The sequence below is a fragment of the Devosia sp. Root105 genome, assembly GCF_001424865.1.
Lineage (GTDB): Bacteria > Pseudomonadota > Alphaproteobacteria > Rhizobiales > Devosiaceae > Devosia_A.
On the sequence record NZ_LMCR01000019.1, the window covers coordinates 491,027 to 513,576 of the forward strand.

Sequence of the window (22,550 nt, forward strand, 5' to 3'; positions counted from 1 at the left end):
CACCCGAATGAAGATTGTCGACATCAAGGCCACCACCGTCGCCGTGCCGCTCGAGGCGCCGCTGCGGCATGCGTCGGGCGCCCATTGGGGGCGGTTCGTGCGCACCATCGTCGAGGTAGTGACGGACGAAGGGATTTCCGGCTGGGGTGAGCTCGGCGGCGGCGGCGAGAGCGCCGAAGCGGCGGTCAAAGGCCTGCTGCCCTACCTGAAGGGGCATGACCCGCTGCAGCTCGAGCAGCTGCGCTGGAAGATCATGAACCCGGTGGCGAGCCTCTACAATTCACGCATGCAGCTGCATGCGGCACTGGAAATGGCCTGCATGGACGTGGCCGGCAAGGCGCTGGGCATCCGCGCCTGCGACCTGATAGGCGGGGCGCTGCGCGAGTCGATCCCGTTCGCGAGCTATCTGTTCTACCGCTACGGCAACGAAGAGCAGGGGTTTGGCGACGAGTTCTCGGCCGACGCGCTGGTGGCCGAAGCCAAGCGGCAGAAGCAGTTGCATGGCTTCAAATCGCACAAGCTGAAGGGCGGCGTGTTCGCTCCAGAGCACGACGTCGAAGTGTTCTCGGCGATTGCCGAGGCGCTGCCCGGCGACCGCTTCCGGCTCGACCCCAATTCGGTGTGGTCGGTGGAAGAGTCGATCTGGGTGGCCAACCAGATCGGCCATATCCGCAACGACTATTTCGAGGATCCGTGCTTCGGGCTCGAGGGGATGCGGCGGTTGCGCGATCGGATTTCCATTCCCACCGCCACCAACACCGTGGTGGTGAATTTCGAGCAGCTCGCCGCCTGCATCAAGCATGACGCAGTGGATGTGATCCTCCTCGACACGACGTTCTGGGGCGGCTTGCGGCAGGCCTACAAGGCCGGCCAGGTGCTGGAGACCTTCCAGTTCGGCGCCAGCGTCCATTCCTCAGGCGAGCTCGGCATCCAGCTTGCCTCGATGCTGCATCTCGGCGCGGCGCTGCCCAACATGAGCTTTGCCGCCGACGCGCATTACCATCACCTGCTCGACGACATCATCGTCGGCGGCAAGCTCAAATATGTCGACGGCGAGATCGCGCTGCCCAAGGGGCCGGGGCTCGGCGTCGAGGTCGACCGCGAAAAGCTCGCCCAATACGCCGCCTATTACCGCGAGGTCGGCGGCTACACCTATGACCGCGATCCGCAGCGTCCGGACTGGTACTCGATCCAGCCCGAGATGCGCTACGCCGACCCAGCCGGACGATAAGAGGCGCCATGGCAACCGTTACCCTCCGGGACATCATCAAGATCTACGGCGAGTTCGTCGCCATCAAGGGTGTTGACCTCGACATTGAGGACGGCACTTTCGTGGTGCTGGTCGGGCCCTCCGGCTGCGGCAAATCGACGATACTGCGGATGATCGCCGGGCTCGAGACGATCTCCCATGGCGAGCTGAGGATCGACGGCAAGCTGGTCAACGACCTGCCGTCACGCGACCGCGGCATCTCGATGGTGTTCCAGTCCTACGCGCTCTACCCGCACATGAGCGTGAGCGACAATCTCGGCTTCGGGCTTCGCATCAGCGGGGTGCCAAAGGACGAGATCGCCCGGCGCCGCGGCGAGGCGGCGAAGATGCTGGGGCTCGACCCCTATATGGATCGCCGGCCGAGCCAGCTGTCCGGCGGGCAGCGGCAGCGCGTCGCCATCGGCCGCGCCATGGTGCGCGAGCCCAAGGTGTTCCTGTTCGACGAACCGCTTTCCAACCTCGACGCCAAGCTGCGCAACCAGACCCGTATCGAGATCAAGCGGCTGCAGCGCCAGCTCGGCGCCACCGTGGTGTTCGTCACCCACGACCAGGTCGAAGCGATGACGCTGGCCGACAAGATCGTCGTGCTGAACGACGGCCGCGTCGCGCAGATCGGCACGCCGCTCGAGGTGTTCGAACGCCCGGCCAACATGTTCGTTGCCGGCTTCATGGGCGCACCCTCGATGAACATGCTGAAGGCCGAGGTCGGGCCGGGCAATACCATACGTGCAGCGGGACTCGACATCCCGGTGCCGGCGGACCGCTTCACCCTGCCGGCAGCGGGTACGGCGGTGACGCTGGGCATCAGGCCCGAGGATATCGTGCCGGAAGGGCACGGCACGCGACCGGAGCTGGGCGCCAATTTCAGCGCCGAAGTGAGTTTCGCCGAGATGCTCGGCAACGAAAGCCTGCTGTTTGCCGAGCTCGGCGGGACCGAGATCGTCGCACGCATGCAGCACCCACGCGCCCTTGAGCCCAACCAGCAGGTGCGGTTCCGCATCGACGGCGCGCGCGTCCACGTCTTCGACAACGAAAGCCAGAATTCGCTGCTCCGCTAAGGCGCAGCGGGAACAACGACAAGGGAGAGAGACATGTCGTTACTAAGGACTTTTACAGCAGCGGGCCTTGCCGCCGTACTGTCGGCGGGCACCGCGTATGCTCAGGATCTGATCCTCAACTCGGACAAGACCGAGTGGAATCCGGGCATCACCGCGATGATGGACGCCGCCGGCACCGCCGCGGGCGTCAAGGTCACGGTGCAGGACATCACCCCGACCGACAAGTATCAGGCCTATATGCAGACCTCGATCGCCGGCAACAATGCCCCGGCGTTCTTCACCTGGTGGAACGGCCAGCAGCTGAGCGACCTGGTGGCGACGGGCATTCCCGCCGACCTCAGCGCCAACTGGGATGCCGCCATCGCCAATGGCGACTATTCCGAAGCGCAACGCGAACTGGTCAGCGTCGACGGCAAGCCCTACGGCGTGCTGCTGAACGTCGCCAACTGGGTGGTGTTCTACAATACTGCGGCCTTCGAGAAGGCCGGCATCGCCGCCCCTCCCACCACCTGGGAAGAGCTGATGGCCGACGCCGACAAGCTGAAGGCGGCGGGCTACACCCCGTTCAACGGCCCGACCTCGGGCGGCTGGATGCCGTTCATCTGGTTCAGCCAGTTGGTGCTGGGCGGCGATCCGGACGCCTTTGTCGGGCTGACCGACGGCACCGTCCCCTATGACGGCCCGGCCGTGCAGAACGCCTTCAAGGTGTGGGGCGAGATGTATGCCAAGGGCTACTTCACCGACCCGCGCGAGCAGGACGACCAGAAGTTCTTCGTCGATGGCACGGCCGCCATGTATCTGATCGGCGACTGGCACTCGGGCTCGTTCGCCGAAGCCGGGATGGAGCCGGGCAAGGACTTCAAGACCTTCCTGATGCCGTCGCTGTCGCCGGATGTGCAGCAGTCGGTGATCGTCGAAGCCTCGCCGATCGTCGTCTCGAAGGCAGCGCTCGATGCCAACCCCGAACTCGCCAAGGCCGTGCAGTCGATGATGGGCGTCGATGCCTCGAACGCGCTCGGTACCAAGATCCAGGTCTACAACGGCAACCTCAAGGCTGCCGCGCCGAACGCCACCATCCAGGCCAACAAGGACATGGTGGCAGCCGCCAAGCCGCGGGCGCTGGTGCGCTGGTGGGAAGCCGTGCCGTCGCAGATCCAGGGTGACCTGGTCGCGGCCATGGGCGCCTTCATGTTCAACCCGACCCCCGAACAGGCGGCCGAGTCGATGAAGACCATGCAGACCATCAACGCCGACTACTGGGCCAGCAAGTAAGCAGGTTCCTCCCAGCCGGTCGCGCTTTCGGGCGCGGCCGGTCCTTCGATTGGAGCGTCTCGGATGATTGCCACCGCCTCGGCCCTGCTCTCGCCGCAAGTGTTGAAGGAAGCGCGCCAGCGCGAGCGGCGGGTCGCCTGGCAGCAGACCCGCATCGCCTGGCTGTTCATCGCCCCGGCGGTGCTCATGGTGACGCTGTTCCTGCTGACGCCGGTGGTGTTCAACGTCATCCTGAGCTTCACCAAGTGGCAGAAGTTTACCGGGCTCGACCAGTTCGCCGGCTTCAATAATTACGCGCGGCTGTTCCGCCTGCCGTACTTTTCGGAAGCGCTGGCCAATACCGCGGTCTGGGTGGTCGGCGCCGTGGTGTTCCCGCTGGCGGTTGGCCTCGGGCTGGCGCTGCTGCTCAGGAACATCCCGTTCCAGGAAACCTTCAAGAGCCTGTTCTTCCTGCCGCGCGTGCTGGCGCCGACGGCGGTTGCCGCCATCTGGTACTATGTCTACGCGCCGCGCGGGGTGCTCAATTCGGCTGTTTCGGGCATCACCGGCACGCCGTTCGATTTCGGCTGGCTGTACGATCCGGCGACCATCACCGGCTCGGTGATCGTCACCTTCGTCTGGCAGACCGTCGGCATCACCATGGTGCTGCTGCTGCTCGGGCTCGCCGCCATTCCCAAGGACCCGATCGAAGCAGCGCGGGTCGATGGCGCATCGAACTTCCAGATTTTCCGCCACATCGTCTGGCCGCTACTGCTGCCGACGGTGCTGGTGGTGACCATTCTCAACGTTGCCGCGGGCTTCACCACCTTCGACCTGCTCTGGGTGATGGCGACCTCATTCCCCGGCAAGCGTACGCTCTCGCTCGCGGTCTACATGTATTACGAGAGCTTCTCCAACGGCGCCTGGGCCTATGGCTCGGCCGTCGCCGTGGTGCTGGGCGCCATGGTGATCACCGTCAGCGCGCTGCTCGCCGTGGTGCAGGCGCGCGTTAGCAAGAACATCCGGTAGGCAGATCATGGCAGTCGACATCACCGACAAGGCGTTTATCTCGGGCCTGATCGCCAAGGAAAAGCGCACGCAGCGCCAGGGCGGCCGCTGGCTGGTGCTCCCGATCCTGGCGCTCACCATCGCCTACCTGACGCCGCTCTATTACCTGTTCGTCACCATCTTCAAAACCTCCGAGGAATACGCCAAGAAGGGTGTGCTGGAGCTGCCGGACGGCCTCGCGCCGCTCGCCAACAACGTGGTGCAGGCCTGGACCATCGCCAACCTCGGACAGGCGGCGATGAACTCGTTCAGCTACGCACTGGTCGGCGCGGTGCTGTCGGTGTCGTTTGCCGCGGCGGCGGCCTACGGGATGACCCGGCTGCACCTGCTCGGGTCGAACGGCTGGTTCATGCTGATCTTCACCGGCACGCTGTTCCCGTTCCAGATGTACCTGGTACCGCTGCTGTTCGGTTATCAGCGGCTCGGACTGGTCAACACCTGGTTCGGCATGCTGCTGGTCTATGTGGCGATCTGCATTCCGTTCCCGCTGCTGGTGCTCAGGAACTCGTTCTCGGCGATCACCCGCGAGGTCGACGAGGCGGCGCGGATCGAGGGCGCCAGCGAATGGCGGGTGTTCACCTCGATGATCGTGCCCAATGCGATGGGCCCGCTGATCGCGCTGTTCCTGCTGCAATTCACCTTCATCTGGAACGACCTGCTGTTCTCCTCGATCCTCGCCAACGGCATCGAGGTGCGCTCGATCATGGTGGCGCTGCAATCGCTGCAGGGCACCTATTCGACGCTCGGGCCCAATGTGGTGATTACCGCGACGCTGATTTCGAGTATCCCGACGGTCTTGCTGTTCATCGCCCTGCGGAAGTACTTCATGGCAGGATTGCAGCTGGGGACCAAATGACGGCAGAACGACCATGAAAGCCCCCAAGGGGATATCGGCGACGGAGTTCGGAAGCGAAGCCAGCTACGGCACGCGGCAGGATGGCGGCTCGATGGCCAGCCAGGTCTATGACCGGCTGATGCAGCAGATCCTCGATATGCAGCTGCCGCCGTTCCAGGAACTCTCCGAGGCGCGGCTCGCCGCCGAGTTCGGGGTCAGCCGCACGCCGGTGCGCGAGGCCTTCGCCAGGCTGGCACGGCGCGGGCTGGTGGAAATCCTGCCGCAGCGCGGCACCATCGTTTCGCCGCTCAGCGAGAACCTGATCGCCAAATCGCGATTCATCCGCGAGGCGCTGGAGCGCCCGCTCGCCCGGCTTGCCGCCGAGCGGCTGACGCCGGAAATCGCGGCGCTCCTCAAGCGCGAGATCGTCCTGGAGCAGACCTTTGCCGGGCTTGGCGACGACCAGGACTTTCTGCAGTCGGATGACCGGTTCCACTCCCTGATTGCCAAGGCAGCCGGATTCGAGACGATCTGGGACGATGTGCGCGAAGCCAAGTTCCACATGGACCGCATCCGCCGGCTGTCGCTGCTCAGCCAGGAGCACATGTATTTTATCGTCGGTGAGCACGAGGAAATCCTGGCGCGGCTGCAGGCGCACGACGCCAAAGGCGCCGACGAAAGCATGACCGTGCACCTCGCCTCGGTGATGCACGAACTCGACGTGATCCGCTCGGCGCATCCGGAGTATTTCGTGCGCGAGGCGGCTGGGGTGGAGCAGTAGGTCGGGGTTCGAACCCGATGATAGGCCGGTGCGGGAAGAGCACCCCCACCCCTGTCCCCTCCCCGCAAGGGGGAGGGAGACGCTCTCACCGGCGTCAGTGTTTTGGTCTCCTCCCCCCTTGCGGGGGGAGGGACAGGGTGGGGGGTAGTCTTCCCACACCAAGCTATCCACGCGCGTGACGCCGTCTCCCCAATGCGGTGAGCCCCCTAAACCCCGCGCCGCTTGATCACATCGCGGTACCACAGCGCCGAGGCCTTGGGCGTGCGCTGCATGGTGTCGAGGTCGACGTGGACGATGCCGAATTTCTGGGTGTAGGCGGCGGCCCATTCGTAGTTGTCGAGCAGTGACCAGAGGTAGTAGCCGCGCACATCGGCGCCTTCGTCGATTGCCTTGGCGATCCACTCGAGGAAGGCCCCGACATAGGCGATGCGCTCATCGTCCTGTAGCGGATCGGCCAAGGTCTTGCCGTCGGAGACGCCGTTCTCGGTAATGAAGATCGGGCGGTCGAAGCCATAGTCGGTCTTGACCATCTGGATCGCGTCGTAGACGGCCTTGGGGTAGAACTCCATACCGTTATCGAGGAAGTTGCCGCCCGGGTGCCACTCGTCGGCGACCCACCATTTCGGGTTGTAGTGCTCGGCGCTGACCACGACGCGCGAGTAGACGTTGAGCCCGACATAGTCGATCGGCGTGGCGATCAGCTCGAGGTCGCCGGCCTCGAGCTCAGGCATGGTGCCCTCGGCGGTCAGCCGCTGGGTGAGACGCTCGCTGTAGCCGCCGCCGAGCAACGGGTCGAGAAAGAAGCGGAAGCCGCTATCCTCGTCCTGTTCGGCTAGAGCCTTGTCCTCGGGCTTGTCGGTCGCCGGATGGCGCTGCCAGATATCGAGGACGATGCCGATCTCGCCCGGGCTGCCGGCAGCGCGGAACGCTTCGACGCCGCGGCCATGCGCCAGCAGGGCATGGTGCATCGCCTGGCGCGCCGCCTTCTCGTCGGTGCGGCCGGGGGCGAAAGCGCCCATGCCGTAGCCGACCCAGATGGATATCGGCTCGTTGAGCGTCGCCCAGCGACGGACGCGATCGCCGTAGCTGTCGAACACCAGCGCCGCATAGTCGCCGAACCAGCCGACGACGTCGCGCGTCACCCAGCCGCCCCGACCCTCGAGCGCCTGCGGCAGGTCCCAGTGATAGAGCGTGACATTGGGGGCGATGCCCTGCTCCAGCAACTCATCGATCAGCCGTGAATAGAAATCGACGCCGGCCTGGTTCACCCGGCCAGTCCCCTCGGGCATCAGCCGCGACCAGCTGAGCGAGAAGCGGTAGCTCTCGATGCCGAGCTCGCGCATCAGGGCGACATCCTCGCGGTAGCGCCGATAGTGCTCGACGCCGCGATTGCCGGAGACATCGCCTGCCACCTTGCCGGGGGTCTGGGTGAACGTGTCCCAGATCGAGGGGCCCTTGCCGTCCTCGTTCCAGGCGCCCTCGATCTGGTAGGCGCTGGTGGCGACGCCAAAGGTGAAGTCCTTGGGCAGCAGAATTTTTGGCAAAGCAGAACCGTCCTGTGAAACGGGAGGGGAAAGACTGAACTGATGTGAGTGGGAGAGAACCGCGACGCCGGTGCGCGCGGACCCCCACCCCTGTCCCCTCCCCGCAAGGGGACGCGGTAGCGCCCTGAGGGGAGGGAGACGATGGAGCGGAAGCCCCCGTGTGTGCGGGCTTACTTCGCCGTGACAGTAAAACCTTGCTCGGTGGCGTAGTCGGCGATGCGCTTCTGCCAGGCGGCAAAACCTTCGGCGATGCTGGTCTTGCCCGAGATGGCCTGGCCGACGGTGTCCTTGTAGACGCTGCCGACATAAGGCTGGAACGGCAGCCAGCTCCAGCCGACCACCGAGTTCTTGGCCGACTCGGCGAAGATCTGGCGCGCCTTCTGGCCGCCGAGATAGGCGATCTCCTCATCGAGGAAGGCCGGGTCTTCCCAGGCAGCATTGGTGGTGGGCAGCAGGCCCTGGTCGTTCTTCAGCGAGGTGACGCCTTCCGGGCTGCTGTTCATCCACAGCGCGAACTCGACCGCCGCTTGTTTGTTGACGCTCTGCTCGAGGATCACCGTGCCGGAGCCGCCGAACTGGCTGGTGCCGACATCGCCCTCGTTCCACACCGGCTGCGGCGCGACCCGCCACAGGCCTTCGTTCTGCGGCAGCACCCCGGTGAGCGCCTGGAGGCCCCAGGCCCCGACCACCCAGGTGGCCATCTGGCCGGCGCCCAACTGCTTGAACCAGGCATCCGAACCCATGACGGATTCGATCGTCAGCCCCTTGGCGTTGAGATCGGTCCAGTAGTCGGCCCACTGCCTGGCCTTGTCGGAGTTGAAATCGAGCGTCACGTTGGTGCCGCCCTCAAGGGTCCACGGCGCGGCACCGAGCTGCCACAGCCCCATATAGGCGGCGTCGACCAAAGCCGGATCGATGAAGGTGATGAAGTGCTCGGGGTTCTTGGAGTGGATCGCTTCGCCGGCGGCGGCGAACTCGGCCCAGGTGCGCGGCACCGCGACGCCGGCTTCATCGAATACGTCCTTCCTATAATACATCACGCCCGGACCAAAATCCTGCGGGATGCCGTAGATGCCGCCATTGATGTCGACCAGCCCGACCACGCCGGGCAGGAACAGCTCGCGCACGCTCTCGCCGCCATGCTTGGTGACATCGGCGAGCGCGCCGGTGAGAGCGAAGTTGGGGATCGCGTCATACGTCATGTGGGCGACGTCGGGGCCGCCGGAGCCGGCGTCCACGGCGTTCTGGATCTTGGTGTACTGGTCGGCGCCGACACCGACATTTTCCACCTTCACCTTGATGTTGGGGTGACCAGCCTCGAACAGGTCGACGGTCTTCTGGATGTCGGGCAGCCAGGTCCAGAAGGTAATCTGCACCGGCTCCTGGGCGTTGGCGGCGCCGGCGAACAGGGCCGCTGCCGCGATCCCGGCGGCGAGGGCAGCCCGGACGAGGCTGCCGGTCTTCAATCCGATCATAACGACTTCTCCCTTTGTCATTGTTGTCGTCGTTGGCGCCCCGCGCCGGATGGCGCGGGGGATTGGAAGCGCGCTCATTGCTTGACCCCGCCGGCGGCGATGCCGGACTGCCAATGGCGCTGCAGGAACAGGAAGGCGACGATCAGCGGCAGCACCGCGAGGAGCGAGCCGGTGATCACCAGCGGATAGAGCGGCTGCGATAGATTGACGCCGCCGGCATTGGCGAGCTTGTTCCACAGGCTCAACCCCACGGTGAGCGGGAACTTGTCGGACTGGTTGAGGACGATCAGCGGCAGGAAATAGTTGTTCCACGTGGCGACCAGCTGGAACAACAGCACGGTGACGAAGCCGGGCGCCAGCAGCGGCAGTGCAATGGTCCAGAAGATCCGCGCCTCGCCCGCCCCGTCGATGCGGGCGGCCTCGATCATCGAGTCCGGCACCGCGTCCTGGGCGTAGACCAGCATCAGGAACAGCCCGAAGGGGCTGGCCAGCGCCGGGATGATCACCGCCAGCTCGGTGTTGATCAGGCCCCACTGGCTGAACAGCATGTAGGTGGGGACAGCGAGCGCCGTACCCGGCACGGCGCTTGCGCCGAGCACCGCCATCAGCACGCCGCGGCGGCCGTGGAAATCGAACTTCGCCAGCGCGTAGCCGCCCATCGCGGCGATCACCGCGGCGCCGCCGGCCCCGACTACGGCGTAAAGAACGGTGTTGCCGAACCAGCGCAGGAAAATGCCGTCCTGGAAGGCGAAGAGGCTCTGGATATTGTCGAACAGCGCAAAGCTCGGCGCGAAGGCGAGGCCGAAGGTGGCGAACAGATCGACATTGGACTTGGTGGCGTTCACCAGCAGCCAGCAGAGCGGCAGCATGAAATAGGCGAGCAGCATCCACATGACGATGCTCAGCACCACGGACTTGCGCGGCTTGAGGCCGGTGTTCTCGCTCGTCGCCATCAGATCAGCCGATCCCGGCGGGCGATGCCGAGCTGCACGACATAGGCAATGGCGACGGTGAAGCCGCCGAGGATCACCGCGATCGCCGCAGCGTAGTTGGTCTGGCTGCCGGTGAAGGCCAGGTTGTAGGCATAGAGGTTGGGCGTCCAGTTGGTGGTGATGACGCTGGGCCGCAGGGCCTGCAGGATGCTCGGCTCGTTGAAGAGCTGCAGGCTGCCGATCACTGAGAAGATCAGCGCCAGGGTCAGTGCGGGACGGAGCGCCGGCAGCTTGATCGAGAAGGCCTTGCGCCACTCGCCAGCGCCATCGATATCGGCGGCCTCGTAGACCTCGGTCGGTACGGCGCGCAAAGCGGCGTAAAAGATCAGCATGTTGTAGCCGACGAACGACCAGGTCACGACGTTGCCGACGCTGCCCAGCATCAGGCCGGGGCCGAGAAAATCCGGCGCCGTCGCGCCGAAAAAGCCGAACACCTGGCCGGCGAGGCCGAACTGGCCGCCGAAGATGTAGCCCCACATCAGCGCCGCAACCACCGCCGGCACGGCATAGGGGAGGAACAGCCCGATGCGGACGATACGGCTGCCGGCGAGGCGGCCACTGTCGATCGCCAGCGCCACGAACATGGCGACCGCCAGCATGATCGGCACCTGCAGGAAGAAGAACAGCAGCACCCGCAGCACGCCGTCATGCAGCAGCGCATCGCCGAAGGCGCGCGCATAATTGCCGAGCCCGACGAACACCGTGCCGCCGACCATCTGTTTGCGGAAGAAGCTGATGACGATGGCGTAGCCGAGCGGGATCACCACGCTAATCGCGAACACCGCGATGAACGGCGCGAGGAAGAGATAGGCGGTGACCGAAGCGCGCGCCTTGGCCTTGGGGCGGTGGAGGGTGGTGGGGGCGGTCATGGCCCGAACACCCTGGCGTTGGCCTGTCGCCGACTGCCGGCAGACGGCCCCCTCCCTCGCCATTCGAGCGTAGCTCTCATGGCCTTCTCGCCTAAAATCGCTCCACCGGAGCGATTTTCCCTGCGGGACGGCTCGAAGTCCCCCATGAAGGGGGAGGTGAAGAGTCGAGGCTGTGGCTTGATCGTGCCCAATACTCGATGCGGCACCTCCCCCTTCATGGGGGAGGATGGGAGGGGGCCGTCTCTCTCGGCTTTCGCGTGAAGGATCATCGCCCTGCCCCGCGTTCGCGCAGCACGCGCACGTCCCAGGGCCCGAGGTCTAACACCTCGACCGGCGCGCCGCTTAGCACGTCCTCAACCGGCATCGGCGGGGTGATCGACCGAGCTTCCCAGCCAAAGTTGTGGACGAACCACAGCCGCTCGCCGGCAGCGTTGCTGGCGCCATGGACGGTCAACGCGCCGGGGACGAGTTGATCGGCCCAGGGATGATCCGGCGCCAGCCATCGCGCCAGCGACTCGGCGAGGTCGAGGCCGGGGAAGCTGCCGAGATAAGTGACGCGCCCGGCGCCGTGCCGGTGCGTGGTGGCGGCAGGCCAGCGGCCGAAATGCGGATGCTGATAGCTGGCGAGCACCGTTGCACCATCGGGGATCAGGCCTTCGACAAGGCCTTCGGCGGCGCCCGAGATGTCGCCGCTGACGGCGACCGGCTGCACCAGGTTGCTGAACTCGTCGTACCAGGCGCCGGCGGCGGCAGCGAGGCCGGCCGGCTGCCGGTCGAGTTTCGGCCGGCCGATCTCGTCGGCATAGCCGGTGCGGATACCGAGGACGAGATGACCGCCCGCCGCGGCATAGGCGGTCAAATTGGCGATCAGCGCGTCGGAGGCGAGATAGAGCGCCGGCACCACGAGCACCGGCAGTTCGGCCGCGAGTATCGTGGGGTCGGTGATCTCGAAATCGGCAGCGTGCATCACCCGGACCTGATGGCCGGCGCGGTTCAGCCCGCCATAGAAGCGATAGACGATGCGCTCATAGGCGGCGCGATCCGGCGGCCCCTGTTTTTCGGGCTTGGCGCCCGGGTCCTGCATCGGCGGGTGGTATTCGAAGGCCCAGCGGGTAGGCATCGAGAACAACAGCCCGGTCGTCGCGTCGGGCACGATGCCTTCGACCGCCTGCCCTGCCTGCTGGATCTCGCGGCCAAGCGCTGCAACCTGCTCGTAGACCCGGCCGGGCACGAAGCTATGCGGCAGCACGCCACCCCAGAATGTCTCCCAGGAGCCGTGCATGGTGTGCCAGTGCCAATATTCGACAGCGCGGGCGCCGCGGGCGATCATCGCCCAGGCGACCTGCCGCCACTGGCCATCGAAGGCGGGATAGTTGAACCACGGGAAACCGACACTGGTGGCATTGGTCTCGGTGACCATGAAGCGCTGCTGGCCGATGGCCCAGGTGCGATCGGAAATGAAGAACGGCGCCCAGCTGCCGGACGGCGGGAAGGCGTAGTCGCCGACGATGTCGGGACCGAGCTGGTCCTGGGTGGCGAGGTACTGGTTGGAGGCGATGACGTCACCGGTGGCGCCGATGGCACGGTCATCGACCGCAGGCCGCATCGGGTCGATGCAGGTGGTGATGAACTGGTCGGGCGTGGCGTATTCGCGAACGATCGCCGTCTGCCAGGCGATGTACTCGGTGGTCAGTTCAGCCTGATAGCGGCGCCAGGCCAGATCGTATTGCGGCACGTGGTTGCCGTCTGGCACCCATAGCTCGTCGATATCGTTCAGCCGGTGCGCCCAATGGGTGAGGTTCCAGGCCTGGTTGATGGCCTCGACGCCGTTGTACTTTTCGAGCAGCCAGCGCTTGAAGCCGGAGAAGACATGGGGGTTGTGCGGCACCTGCTGGCCGGGCTCGTTGTCGACCTGAAAGCCGACCACCGAGGGGTGCGCGGCATAGCGGCCGACCACGGCGCGGATGATGCGCTCGGCATAGCGGCGGAACACCGGATGCGAGCAATCGGTCTCCTGCCGGGCACCCCACGGCACACGCACGCCGGTCTTCTGTTCCGCCGCGATCTCCGGGTGCTTGAGCATCAGCCAGGGCGGCACGGCGTAGGTCGGGGTGCCGAGCACCACCGAGATGCCATGCGCGTGGGCGCCGTCGAGCACCGGCTGCAGCCACTCGAGCTCGAACTCGCCTTCGCGCGGTTCCCAGGTGCTCCACACCGACTCGCCGACGCGGATCAGGTTGAAGCCGGCTTCCCGCATCAGGCGGAAATCCTCGGCCAGGCGCTCGACCGGCTGGTACTCCGGGTAATAGGCGGCGCCAAACAGGATGCGGTCCCCGATCCGGAGCCCTGACTTCGATTCCACGCCTCACTCCCTCGTGGAGACGCGGTTGGTCGCGCCATTGGGGCAAATTGTTTGCGCAAACAATTCTGATGTCAATACGACTCGCGGACGATCGCGATAAGGACAGTCATCATGTCGTTTCCGCTGGTGATGCTGGATGTCCGGCTTGCGTCAGCATGGCGGCGTGCATATTGTTTGCGATAACGAAAGGCAGCCGATGGCACGACCGGACAGCAAGGCGCGCGCGCCGACAATGATGGATGTGGCGCGGCTGGCGCGAGTCTCACCGCAGACGGTGTCGCGGGTGCTGAACGACTACGCCTTCATCAAGGCCGACACGCGGCAGCGGGTGCTGCAGGCGATCGACAGCCTCGACTACCGGCCCAATATCGCGGCGCGGACCCTCGCCACCAGCCGGTCGCGCACCATCGGCGTGGTGGCTACCGATTACCTGAGCTTCGGGCCAGCCAGCGCGCTGTGGGCAGTCGAGCAGGCGGCCCGGGAAGCGGGTTACGCGGTGTCGATCGTCAGCCTGCCCGAGTCCAACTACCGCACCATTTCGGACGCACTGCAGCGGCTCGCCAGCCAGGCGGTCGAGGGCATCGTAATGATTGCGCCGCAGGACGTCTCGGCCAGCGCGGCGTTCATGTCGTTCGACAATGTGCCCGTGGTGACGCTCAGCTCGGTCGATACCGGCGAGCACACCTCGATCATGACCGACTCGGTGGAAGGCTCGCGCCTTGCTACCCGGCACCTGATCGAACTCGGACACACCGCGATCGCGCATGTCGCCGGCCCTGCGGGGTTCACAGTCTCGGACTCGCGCATCCATGGCTGGCGCAAGGCGTTGGGCGAAGCGGGCCTCGTGGCGGTCGAGCCGGTGGTGGGGGACTGGTCGGCGGCGAGCGGCTATCGCGCCGGCCTCGAAATCGCTGCCAATCGCGAGTTCACCGCAGCCTACGTCGCCAATGACCGGATGGCGCAGGGGGTACTGCTGGCACTGCACGAGAGCGGTCGGCGGGTCCCCGAGGCGTTCAGCGTGGTCGGCTTCGACGACGTGCCGGAAGCCGCCTATTTCATCCCGCCGCTCACCACCATGCGGCAGGATTTCGCCGCGCTGGGCCGGCGCTGCATCGAGGCGGTGCTGGTCCGCATCAACGGCGAGCCGCCGCTGGAGGCGGACCCGTTGCTGCCGGTGCTGGTGGTGCGCGCCAGCACGGCGCGAGCGCCTGGCTGAGCGGTTGCCTGATCAGCCGATGCCGGGGACCGGCGAAACCTTGCCGCTGAGCCGCGCGCCGACGAACAGGCTCGCCGGGAAGGCGCTGACGAAGCGGTGCATCAGGCCGGCGGTGAGCGGGCGGGTGGCGAGGCCGGCCAGCACCGACGCAGTGAGGATGCGCAGCGGAAACTGTTTGTGCCAGGCGGCCGCGTAGCGCTGCCCGGCGAGTTCCCGCCCGGCCCTGCTCCACTCGGCGACGCGCGCCAGTTCTGATGCCAGCAGCCAGCCCGATTGCAGCGCCATGGAAATGCCTTCGGCAATGATCGGGTGGGATTCGCCGGCGACGTTGCCGACGCTGAAGGTGTCATGCGCATAGCAGTCGCGAATACCGGGCCAGATCGGACCGGCGGCCAGCCATCCCCCATCGAGCGTGGCGTCCCGCAGGACCTCGGCGACGCTCGGGCAGGCTGCTGTGATGTGCCGGAACACTGCTTCGCCTGCCGGCAAGCCACGCTGTGCCGCCCGGATGGCATCGAGCCGGTCGCGGCGAATGCAGCACGAGAGCGACATGCGGCCCTGGTCGGCCCAGACCATGCCGCCATAGCCGCCGGGAAAGACCAGCAGCGGCATCAAATCGGGCGGCAGCGCGGAGCCGCGAAAATGCGCCTTGAAGCCTAGGAAATCCGACGGGAGGTGCTGCCGCCTCGGCTGGCTCGAGAGCCCGCCTGCCTCCCACGAGCCATGGGCGACAATAAGCACCGGCGCCAACAGGGCGCGCCGTTCCCCGGAGCGCTCGATGCTGACGGCCATATCGTCGCCGTCGCGAACCGCGGCGGTGGCCTGCCAGGGCTGCAGCAGCGTGGCCCCGGCCGCCGCCGCCGCCTCGAGCAGCAGCAGGTCGAGCACGTCGCGACCGAGCGCACGGCCGAAGGCGTCGGTTTGGCCGCGCGGCATCCGGGCTTCGATGCTCGGTCCGGCGGCGAACAGGGCAAGACGGCGGATCTCGGGGCCGGCGAGAGCGCGCGCCCGGGCGCCGACACCCAGCCGGTCGAGCAATGCCAGGTTCACCGGGGAGATGAACTCGCCGCATACCTTGTTGCGCGGAAATGCGCTCTTTTCGACAAGAGCGACAGCGCGCCCCTGGGAGGCCAGGGCGATAGCGGCGGAGGCCCCGGACGGACCACCGCCGATGATGACCGCGTCATATCTCATCGTGCAGCACCGGAGGCGTGGAGCGCGCGGAGAAGACATGGGTGAACAGCCCGACCGTCCCCTCCCGAGCCGTCATCGCCTGGCCACCGGGCCACAATCGAGAGAGCTCCTGCCCGGCAAAACCGGCGCGGACACTGGCGGCCGCATCGTGCAGTGTCACGGCGTTGGCGCCGATGGCGCGCAGCAGCCCGGTCGCGGTGAGTGCGGCAGCGTTCCGGCTCGGCTCGGTTGCAACGAACACCGGCGCGAGCCGCGATGCGGCCGCCAGCAACCGCGTCAGCCCGGCCTCGGCAAAGTGATGCAGGAACAGATTGGCGGTGACGAGATCGAACCCGGTGCTCGGGGACTGTTCCATCCACACGAGCGCATCGGCGGTCACCGTTTCGGCCTGCCAGCCCAGATCGGCGAACGCGCCCAACCGCCGGGACGGCACCAGGTCCTGCTGGTCGAGCAGCACGATCTCGCCGCCCGGCCAGTGCCGCCGCATGCGTTTCAGCACCGCGAGCATGAAGCCGCCGTCGCCGCAGCCGATCTCGAGGATGCGCCGCGGCGGCCGCTGCAGGTCACGCCGCAGGCGCCTGCACATGATCGCCGCCTGAAACATGATAGCGTTGATCCGGGCCAGGTCGCGGCGCGACCCGATCGCCTCGGGATCGCTCGCCGGCAGTTGATCGAGCAGTTCCGGCGACAAGCGGCGCACCGGCATCCCGGCCATTTCAGGCGGCGTCGGCGGTATGGAACATGAAGGTCTCGGCGGTGAGGCCGGGACCGAAGGCCATGCCACAGCCGATCTGGTCGGCCTGTCGATGGGCCAGCATGTCGGCAAGCACGAACATCACCGTCGCCGAGGACATATTGCCGTTCAAGCGCAGCACCTCACGCGATGGGCGCAAAGCCTCGCCGTCGAGGCCCAGCGACCGCTCGACCGCATCCAGCACGGACTTGCCGCCCGGGTGGACGGCCCAGAGGTCGACATTGTTGAGCCCCCGATTGCCCAGAATGTCGGTGATGCGGGTGCTCAGCGTGTCGTGGATGGCGGCGGGCACCTGGCCGGACAACACCATATCGAAGCCGTCATTGCGCACCGTCCAGGTCATCAACTCGCGGCTGTCGGGGGCAACGACGGCGCGGAAACTGTCGAGCGCGATGCCGGTGGGCTCGGCCGTGACCAGCGCCGCAGCGGCCCCGTCGCCCCAAAGGATGAAGGTCAGCAGCCGTTCGATATCGGTGGTCTCTTTCAGGTGCAGGGTGCAGAGCTCGACATTGACCGCCAGCACCCGCGCCTCAGGATCCGAACGCACGATGTGATGGGCGAGCTTCAGGGCATTGACTGCCGCATAGCATCCCATGAATCCGACGATGGTTCGCTCCACCGAGGGCGACAGGCCGCAGCGCTCGATGATCTCGAGGTCGATCCCGGGCGAGGCGAGGCCGGTGCAGGTGGTGACGATGAGGTGGGTGATCCGGGCGGCATCAGGCCCGAGCTCCAGCCGGTCCACCGCCTTTTGCGCCAGCACCGGGGCGGCTTGGGCGAAGAGGTCCATCCGGGTAGCGGTCGAGGGAAAGTTGCCACGGGTGAACCGGCCGGCGCCATCGACCGCCGGGCCGTTGGGGTCGTCGGCGGAGGGGAAGCAGCAGTAGCGGTGCTCAATGCCGCTTCGTTCTGCCATCCGGGTGAACACCGCCTGGCGCCTGGGGTCGTCGGCAAGCTGGGAGGCGGCGAAGCCGATGGAGAAACGGTGCACATCGTAATCCGGCACCGCGACAGCGATCTTGTTCACATAGGCCTTGGCAGACATGATGGCTCCTCGGTTGAGACCCAAGGGAGCGGAGAGCACTGTTCCCTGGGCACTCAGGGTCAACACTTGCCGTGGTGGTTTATTCCATCAAACCGACACCAAGGCGTGGCGGCGGCAGTCCCTGGGCCCGTCGCGGCACGAGTGCCGCCGCAGGTCTTCAGCCCCTATCCCTGCCCTGGCGGGAGCCGGCCAGGCACCCGGTCCACCAGCAGGTGCCGCGACTGCCGGACATCGCTTTCCATCTGGGCGATCAGCGCGTCGACACTGGCAAAACGGCGCATGTTGCGCAGGCGGTGCAGCAGGCGAAGCTCGGCGCCGAGGCCGTAAAGCAGTTCGTCGAGATCGTGGATATGGGCTTCGACGCGGATCGAGGCGATATCGGGAAAAGTCGGGTTGGCGCCGACGCTGACGGTGGCGCCATAGAGCGTGTCGCGATGCGAGAACCGCGCGACGCTGCAATAGACGCCCTCGGGCGGGAACCGGCTGCCCGGGGCCAGCGCAATGTTGGCGGTGGGGAAGCCGAGGGCGCGACCGCGCTTCTCGCCGTGAACGACGTTGCCGCTGATGATCAGCTCGGCGCCCGGATCAGGAAGCGTTGGAAAGGGCAAGATACTGGCTCTGGTGGAAGACCAGCGGCGGGATGTGCGGGAAGAGGCTGGTCTCGCGCACTTCGAGCAGGATGATCTCGTGGTCGCCGCCCTCGAGCCGATTGCTGATGGCGCAATCGAGCCAGAGCGCCGCGCCCCTGACGAACAGCGCGCCATCGGGGGTCGCCTCGAACTCGACGCCCTGGAAGCGATCGCCGTTGCGCGACGACAGCTGGCGCGAGAGCCGCTCCTGGCTCGCGCCCAGCACACTGAGGCCGATGCGCGGCAGGCGGTCGAGCCGCGGCCAGGTGGCGGACTGGCGCGCCACGCAGACCGAGACCAAAGGCGGATCGAGCGACACCGAACTGAACGAGTTCACCGCCATGCCGACGGGCGCCGCGCCATCCATGCCGCACATTGCGACGACACCGGTCGGGAACATCGAGAAGGCCCTTCTCAGGGCCAGCGTCGCCTCACCTGCCTGCACCGCGATTTCCTCCCATATAGTCAAGTTTGAATAATTGGACTGAAGCTAGTCAATTTGTTAGAGGGAGACAAGCGCCTTCCCCGGTTTCAGGAGCCAGCATGTCGAACATTACCCGCCTGGTGGTGCTGGGTGCCGTGCGCCAGTTCGAGCCGGTGCATGGCTATTTCCTGCGCCGCGAGCTGATGACGTGGCATGTCGACGAGTGGGCCAATATCCAGCCCGGCTCGATCTACAACGCACTCAAATCGCTGAAGCAGGACGGCTACATCCAGGAGAACGGCACCGAAGCCGCCGGCAAGCGGCCGGAGCGGACGATCTACCAGACCACTCCGAATGGCGTGGTCGAGCTGATGCGGCTGTTGCGCCAGACGCTGTGGACGGTCGAGACCTTCGACACCAAGCCGGTGATGGCGCTGACCTCGTTCATGTTCCTGCTCAGCCGCGCCGAAGTTGTGGCGGCGCTGAAGGTCAGGATCGCCGAGATCGACGCCAAGGTAGCGAGCAACGGCTTTGATATCAGCGACGTGGCCAAGTCGAGCACCACGCCGGCCTATGTGCGCGAGATCTTCGAACTCTCCTCGTTGCGGCTGAGGGCCGAGCAGGAATGGGCCCGCGGCCTCTACGACCGCATCCTCAGCGGTGCCTATACGTTTGCCGACGAGATCCCCGCCGGCACGCAGCCGACGGCAGGCCGGGACAGCTAAGTCACGGCCCGCCGCAGCGGCCATCACTGCAGCTGGCGGTGGCTGGCGCCGGGATGATCGGGGCTGAGGATCGGGCTTTCGGTGCCCACCAGCCGTTCGCGCAGGCTTTCGCCCTCGTAGTCCGACGCCGCCACGCCCCGGGCGCGGAGCACCGGCATGACCTGTTCAACGAAATCGAGGGTGGACGTCGGCTGGATCAGCGGGGTGAAGAGGAAGCCGTCGAGGTCGGCGCCTTCGGCCATCTCGCACATGATGTCGGCGATCTGCTCGGGTGTCCCGACGAAGGGGTTGGTGCGTACGCCATGGGCATGCCAATCCTTCAGCACGTCGCCGACGGTCTTGTCGCCGAAGCGGGCGACCTGGGTCTGCGACAGCTCGGTGTGAAGCGCGCTCATCTTGGTTGCGGGATCGTAAGACGACAGGTCGAGGCCGGTGAACCAGGCATAGGAGGCGACGGCGACATCCGGGGTCTGGGCGTCGAGGATGGCCTGGTGCTTTGCGCGCGCCTCGGCTTCGGTCGGCGCGACGACGCAGGAGAAGGCGCTCATCAGCTTGATCGAGTTGGGGTCGCGGCCATTGGCCTCCGCCTCGTCACGGATGGCCTTCACCTGCCCGGCGAGCTTTTCGATCGAACCACCGCCGAGGAAAATGCACTCGCCATGCTTGCCGCCGAACTGCTTGCCGCGGTCGGACGAGCCGGCCTGGAACAGCACCGGGGTGCCCTGCGGCGAGTAGGCGGTGTTGCCGAAACCATGCGAGCGGAAATACGGGCCGTCATGGGCGATGCGGTGCACCTTGGCCGGGTCGGCATAACGACCCTGCTTGTTGCGCTCGAGCGCATCGCGTTCCCAGGCGCCTTCGAACAGCTTGTAGACGAGGCTCATGAAGTCGTCGGCCATGTTGTAGCGCTCGTCATGCGCCACCATCGGCACGCCGAAGGCGGCGACGGCGGTCTCGGCGGTGCCGGTGGTGACGACGTTCCAGCCAATGCGGCCATTCGACAGGTGGTCGAGGGTCTGCATGCGCCGGGCAAAGGCATAGGGCTGCTCGAGCAAAGTCGAGCCGGTCATGACGATCCCCAGCTTCTCGGTGGCGCCGATCAGCGCCGCGCCGACAATGGCAGGGTCGAGCCGCGGCAGGTCGAGGCCCTCGGTGGTGCTGATGTCGGGGCGCGTACCCTTGACGTCGGCCCAGCCCCAGGCATCGGCGAGGAACAGGAAATCGAGCTTCGCATCTTCGCAGATGCGGGCGATCTTCACCCAGTAATCGAGCCGGTCGAAATTGTGCCGTTCGCTGTCGGGATGCCGCCAGGTGGACGTGCCGGAGTCGTTGGTCTGGGCGTTTTCAAACAGCCCAAAGCGTAGCTTCTTCATAGCAATGTCTTTCGTCAGAGTTGGGTCCGGATCGGGCGCCTCAGCGCCCGATGACGTCCTCGTCGCTCCACCACAGGAGGCGTTTGCGGAGCAGGGCCAGCAGCGACACGAGAAGTACGCCGAGCAGGCAGAGCAGGGCGATACTCGCCCAGGTCACGGGCAGGTTGGCCTGGGCGGCGGCGATGGTCACCAGCGAACCCAGCCCTGCCTGCTGGCCGGCGGCCACGAATTCGGCCACCGCTGCGCCGACCACCGCCAGTGGCATGGCGATGCGAAGGCCGGCGAAGACGAAGGGCATGCAGCCGGGGAGCCGGAGATCGCGGAAGATCTCCCAGCGGCTGGCATGCAGGGTCTTGAACACGTCGAGCGCCTTCTGGTCGACATCCCTGAGGCCGGCCAGCGAGTTGACCAGCATGGGGAAAAACACCACGAGGCCGGTGACGATGTACTTGGGCAGCATGCCGAAGCCGAAGGCGACGACCAGCGCCGGGGCGATGGCGACGACCGGCGTCACCATGATCACCACGATCAGCGGCATCACCGCCTTCTCGACGATCGGCAACTCGCTCATCGCCACGGCGAGGAGGAAGCCGCAGATGATACCGGCGCCGGCGCCGATAACCACCTCCTGGCAGGTGACGAGGAGGTTGGCCCAGTACATCCCGGGGTCGCTGGCGAGGCTGTTGCCGATCGCGTCGAGCGTTGGCAGCACATAGGGATTGTTGATCGCCACCAGCTGCCAGAGCACGGCGACGATGACGAAAGTCAGCGCCGGCGGGCCCCAGTCGAAAACGATGCGGGCCATGTTGAAACCGGATGAATTGCGCCGCGGCGCGGTTGCGACAGCGTCAGACACGGGCAGCCTCCATCACCTTGCGCAGGGCAGAGCGGACATAGCCTTCGAGGTCGCGGAAGGCGTCGGTGGCGTAGAGCGCCTCGTTGCGCGGCCGCGGCAGGTCGACATCGATGATCTCGGCAATGCGGCCGGGATGCGAGGCCATCAGCACGATACGATCGGACAGGATGATCGCCTCGGGCACCGAGTGGGTGACGAACAGCACCGACTTGCGGTTGGACTGCCAGAAATCGAGCAGGCCCATGCGCTGCTGGTCGCGGTTCATCTCGTCGAGCGCCGAGAACGGCTCGTCCATCAACAGGATCTCGGGATCGAAGACGAAGGCGCGCGCGATGGCAGCGCGCTGCTGCATGCCCCCCGAGAGCTGGGCCGGGTAACGGTCGAGCGCATGGCCGAGCCCGAAGCTCTGCAGAATCTCCCGGGGATCACGCAGTTTCCGCCCGGCATTGGCGCCGGGGTTGATGCTGATCGGCAGGCTGACATTGTCGAGAATGGTGCGCCAGGGCAGCAGTGCGGGAGACTGCGGGACGAGGCCGATGGCCTTGTCCTTCGCCGCCTCGCGCACCGATTTGCCGTTGATCGAAACGCTGCCGCCATTGGCTTCGGAGAGCCCGGCGACCAGCTTGAGCAGAGTGGACTTGCCGCAGCCGCTCGGCCCGATCAGCGAGACGAACTCGCCTTTTTTGATCGATAGCGACACGCCGTTGAGCACCGTCACCCGGGACTCGTCGCCACCAAAACTCTTGGTCACGTTGGAGACCTCTACCCCGATATCATCGGGGTAGGGGGCCGGCGCGCTCTGGAGATGAGAGACTGCAGGCATCGTCGC

At 66.2% G+C, this 22,550-nt stretch carries 21 protein-coding genes; 8 read left to right on the forward strand and 13 right to left on the reverse strand.

The genetic code is table 11. From position 1 onward, the window contains the following. Window positions 1–7 precede the first annotated feature (7 nt). From ASC68_RS24845 to ASC68_RS24870, 6 genes are all read left to right on the forward strand, one after another. Window positions 8–1,231: an enolase C-terminal domain-like protein gene (locus tag ASC68_RS24845; protein ID WP_055885732.1), complete on the forward strand. Its 1,224-nt coding sequence runs from the start codon at window positions 8–10 to the stop codon at window positions 1,229–1,231. An 8-nt stretch (window positions 1,232–1,239) separates the two neighbouring features. Next, window positions 1,240–2,328, forward strand: coding sequence for a sn-glycerol-3-phosphate ABC transporter ATP-binding protein UgpC (gene ugpC / locus ASC68_RS24850; RefSeq protein WP_055885737.1), 1,089 nt, complete (start codon window positions 1,240–1,242; stop codon window positions 2,326–2,328). A 33-nt stretch (window positions 2,329–2,361) separates the two neighbouring features. Beyond that, window positions 2,362–3,600, forward strand: a complete 1,239-nt coding sequence (locus ASC68_RS24855) for an extracellular solute-binding protein (RefSeq protein ID WP_055885740.1) — start codon at window positions 2,362–2,364, stop codon at window positions 3,598–3,600. 63 nt (window positions 3,601–3,663) lie between these two features. Continuing rightward, a complete protein-coding gene (locus tag ASC68_RS24860; RefSeq protein ID WP_055885744.1) occupies window positions 3,664–4,608 on the forward strand; it encodes a sugar ABC transporter permease in 945 nt (314 codons plus the stop codon). Window positions 4,609–4,615: 7 nt separating this feature from the next. Continuing rightward, the gene (locus tag ASC68_RS24865) at window positions 4,616–5,503 is read left to right on the forward strand and encodes a carbohydrate ABC transporter permease (protein WP_055885749.1); all 888 of its coding nucleotides are present in this window, start codon (window positions 4,616–4,618) and stop codon (window positions 5,501–5,503) included. 13 nt (window positions 5,504–5,516) lie between these two features. Beyond that, window positions 5,517–6,263, forward strand: coding sequence for a GntR family transcriptional regulator (locus ASC68_RS24870; protein WP_055885752.1), 747 nt, complete (start codon window positions 5,517–5,519; stop codon window positions 6,261–6,263). 206 nt (window positions 6,264–6,469) lie between these two features. Here the strand turns inward: ASC68_RS24870 and ASC68_RS24875 are convergent, their stop codons facing one another. The 5 genes from ASC68_RS24875 to ASC68_RS24895 form a co-directional block, all read right to left on the reverse strand. Then, entirely contained in the window at window positions 6,470–7,807 is a 1,338-nt protein-coding gene (locus ASC68_RS24875; RefSeq protein ID WP_055885755.1) for a GH1 family beta-glucosidase, read from the reverse strand. A gap of 170 nt (window positions 7,808–7,977) precedes the next feature. Beyond that, window positions 7,978–9,282 carry a sugar ABC transporter substrate-binding protein gene (locus tag ASC68_RS24880; RefSeq protein WP_055885758.1) on the reverse strand — a complete coding sequence of 435 codons (1,305 nt, stop codon included), beginning with the start codon at window positions 9,280–9,282 and terminating at the stop codon, window positions 7,978–7,980. Window positions 9,283–9,356: 74 nt separating this feature from the next. Next, window positions 9,357–10,235 carry a carbohydrate ABC transporter permease gene (locus ASC68_RS24885; RefSeq protein ID WP_055885763.1) on the reverse strand — a complete coding sequence of 293 codons (879 nt, stop codon included), beginning with the start codon at window positions 10,233–10,235 and terminating at the stop codon, window positions 9,357–9,359. Further along, window positions 10,235–11,143, reverse strand: a complete 909-nt coding sequence (locus ASC68_RS24890; protein WP_055885766.1) for a sugar ABC transporter permease — start codon at window positions 11,141–11,143, stop codon at window positions 10,235–10,237. Before ASC68_RS24890 ends, ASC68_RS24885 begins: the two co-directional genes overlap by 1 nt. A 265-nt stretch (window positions 11,144–11,408) precedes the next feature. Further along, window positions 11,409–13,505: a beta-galactosidase gene (locus tag ASC68_RS24895; protein WP_055885769.1), complete on the reverse strand. Its 2,097-nt coding sequence runs from the start codon at window positions 13,503–13,505 to the stop codon at window positions 11,409–11,411. 196 nt (window positions 13,506–13,701) lie between these two features. Between ASC68_RS24895 and ASC68_RS24900 the strand changes: the two genes are divergently transcribed. Next, complete coding sequence (locus ASC68_RS24900; protein ID WP_055885773.1) at window positions 13,702–14,721, forward strand: LacI family DNA-binding transcriptional regulator; 1,020 nt, start codon at window positions 13,702–13,704, stop codon at window positions 14,719–14,721. A 12-nt stretch (window positions 14,722–14,733) separates the two neighbouring features. On the opposite strand, the gene ASC68_RS24905 is transcribed toward ASC68_RS24900, so the two are convergent. The 5 genes from ASC68_RS24905 to ASC68_RS24925 form a co-directional block, all read right to left on the reverse strand. Next, window positions 14,734–15,915, reverse strand: a complete 1,182-nt coding sequence (locus ASC68_RS24905; protein WP_055885777.1) for an FAD-dependent monooxygenase — start codon at window positions 15,913–15,915, stop codon at window positions 14,734–14,736. Beyond that, complete coding sequence (locus ASC68_RS24910) at window positions 15,905–16,615, reverse strand: methyltransferase (protein WP_248310603.1); 711 nt, start codon at window positions 16,613–16,615, stop codon at window positions 15,905–15,907. The genes ASC68_RS24905 and ASC68_RS24910 overlap by 11 nt, the downstream gene beginning before the upstream one ends. 16 nt (window positions 16,616–16,631) lie before the next feature. Then, window positions 16,632–17,714 carry a type III polyketide synthase gene (locus tag ASC68_RS24915; protein ID WP_055885783.1) on the reverse strand — a complete coding sequence of 361 codons (1,083 nt, stop codon included), beginning with the start codon at window positions 17,712–17,714 and terminating at the stop codon, window positions 16,632–16,634. Window positions 17,715–17,878: 164 nt separating this feature from the next. Then, window positions 17,879–18,322, reverse strand: a complete 444-nt coding sequence (locus ASC68_RS24920) for a riboflavin kinase (protein ID WP_055885787.1) — start codon at window positions 18,320–18,322, stop codon at window positions 17,879–17,881. Beyond that, window positions 18,300–18,788: a flavin reductase family protein gene (locus ASC68_RS24925; protein WP_197421401.1), complete on the reverse strand. Its 489-nt coding sequence runs from the start codon at window positions 18,786–18,788 to the stop codon at window positions 18,300–18,302. The genes ASC68_RS24920 and ASC68_RS24925 overlap by 23 nt, the downstream gene beginning before the upstream one ends. 98 nt (window positions 18,789–18,886) lie before the next feature. On the opposite strand from ASC68_RS24925, the gene ASC68_RS24930 reads away from it, so the two are divergent. Next, complete coding sequence (locus tag ASC68_RS24930) at window positions 18,887–19,492, forward strand: PadR family transcriptional regulator (protein ID WP_055885790.1); 606 nt, start codon at window positions 18,887–18,889, stop codon at window positions 19,490–19,492. 23 nt (window positions 19,493–19,515) lie between these two features. On the opposite strand, the gene ASC68_RS24935 is transcribed toward ASC68_RS24930, so the two are convergent. Genes ASC68_RS24935 through ASC68_RS24945 form a run of 3 tightly spaced genes read right to left on the reverse strand, consistent with a single transcriptional unit; the run spans window position 19,516 to window position 22,544 of the window. Next, window positions 19,516–20,865 carry an NtaA/DmoA family FMN-dependent monooxygenase gene (locus tag ASC68_RS24935; protein ID WP_055885794.1) on the reverse strand — a complete coding sequence of 450 codons (1,350 nt, stop codon included), beginning with the start codon at window positions 20,863–20,865 and terminating at the stop codon, window positions 19,516–19,518. Between the two features lie 40 nt (window positions 20,866–20,905). After that, entirely contained in the window at window positions 20,906–21,721 is an 816-nt protein-coding gene (locus tag ASC68_RS24940) for an ABC transporter permease (RefSeq protein WP_197421402.1), read from the reverse strand. Further along, a complete protein-coding gene (locus tag ASC68_RS24945) occupies window positions 21,714–22,544 on the reverse strand; it encodes an ABC transporter ATP-binding protein (protein WP_055886216.1) in 831 nt (276 codons plus the stop codon). Before ASC68_RS24945 ends, ASC68_RS24940 begins: the two co-directional genes overlap by 8 nt. Window positions 22,545–22,550: the final 6 nt, after the last annotated feature.

Excerpts from the sequence above, each read along its gene's own strand:
- ASC68_RS24845 (WP_055885732.1), top strand. The coding sequence starts at position 8 with ATGAAGATTGTCGACATCAAGGCCACCACCGTCGCCGTGCCGCTCGAG.
- ugpC (WP_055885737.1), top strand. The coding sequence starts at position 1,240 with ATGGCAACCGTTACCCTCCGGGACATCATCAAGATCTACGGCGAGTTC.
- ASC68_RS24855 (WP_055885740.1), top strand. The coding sequence starts at position 2,362 with ATGTCGTTACTAAGGACTTTTACAGCAGCGGGCCTTGCCGCCGTACTG.
- ASC68_RS24860 (WP_055885744.1), top strand. The coding sequence starts at position 3,664 with ATGATTGCCACCGCCTCGGCCCTGCTCTCGCCGCAAGTGTTGAAGGAA.
- ASC68_RS24865 (WP_055885749.1), top strand. The coding sequence starts at position 4,616 with ATGGCAGTCGACATCACCGACAAGGCGTTTATCTCGGGCCTGATCGCC.
- ASC68_RS24870 (WP_055885752.1), top strand. The coding sequence starts at position 5,517 with ATGAAAGCCCCCAAGGGGATATCGGCGACGGAGTTCGGAAGCGAAGCC.
- ASC68_RS24880 (WP_055885758.1), bottom strand. The coding sequence starts at position 9,282 with ATGATCGGATTGAAGACCGGCAGCCTCGTCCGGGCTGCCCTCGCCGCC.
- ASC68_RS24885 (WP_055885763.1), bottom strand. The coding sequence starts at position 10,235 with ATGGCGACGAGCGAGAACACCGGCCTCAAGCCGCGCAAGTCCGTGGTG.
- ASC68_RS24890 (WP_055885766.1), bottom strand. The coding sequence starts at position 11,143 with ATGACCGCCCCCACCACCCTCCACCGCCCCAAGGCCAAGGCGCGCGCT.
- ASC68_RS24900 (WP_055885773.1), top strand. The coding sequence starts at position 13,702 with ATGGCACGACCGGACAGCAAGGCGCGCGCGCCGACAATGATGGATGTG.
- ASC68_RS24905 (WP_055885777.1), bottom strand. The coding sequence starts at position 15,915 with ATGAGATATGACGCGGTCATCATCGGCGGTGGTCCGTCCGGGGCCTCC.
- ASC68_RS24915 (WP_055885783.1), bottom strand. The coding sequence starts at position 17,714 with ATGTCTGCCAAGGCCTATGTGAACAAGATCGCTGTCGCGGTGCCGGAT.
- ASC68_RS24930 (WP_055885790.1), top strand. The coding sequence starts at position 18,887 with ATGTCGAACATTACCCGCCTGGTGGTGCTGGGTGCCGTGCGCCAGTTC.
- ASC68_RS24935 (WP_055885794.1), bottom strand. The coding sequence starts at position 20,865 with ATGAAGAAGCTACGCTTTGGGCTGTTTGAAAACGCCCAGACCAACGAC.
- ASC68_RS24945 (WP_055886216.1), bottom strand. The coding sequence starts at position 22,544 with ATGCCTGCAGTCTCTCATCTCCAGAGCGCGCCGGCCCCCTACCCCGAT.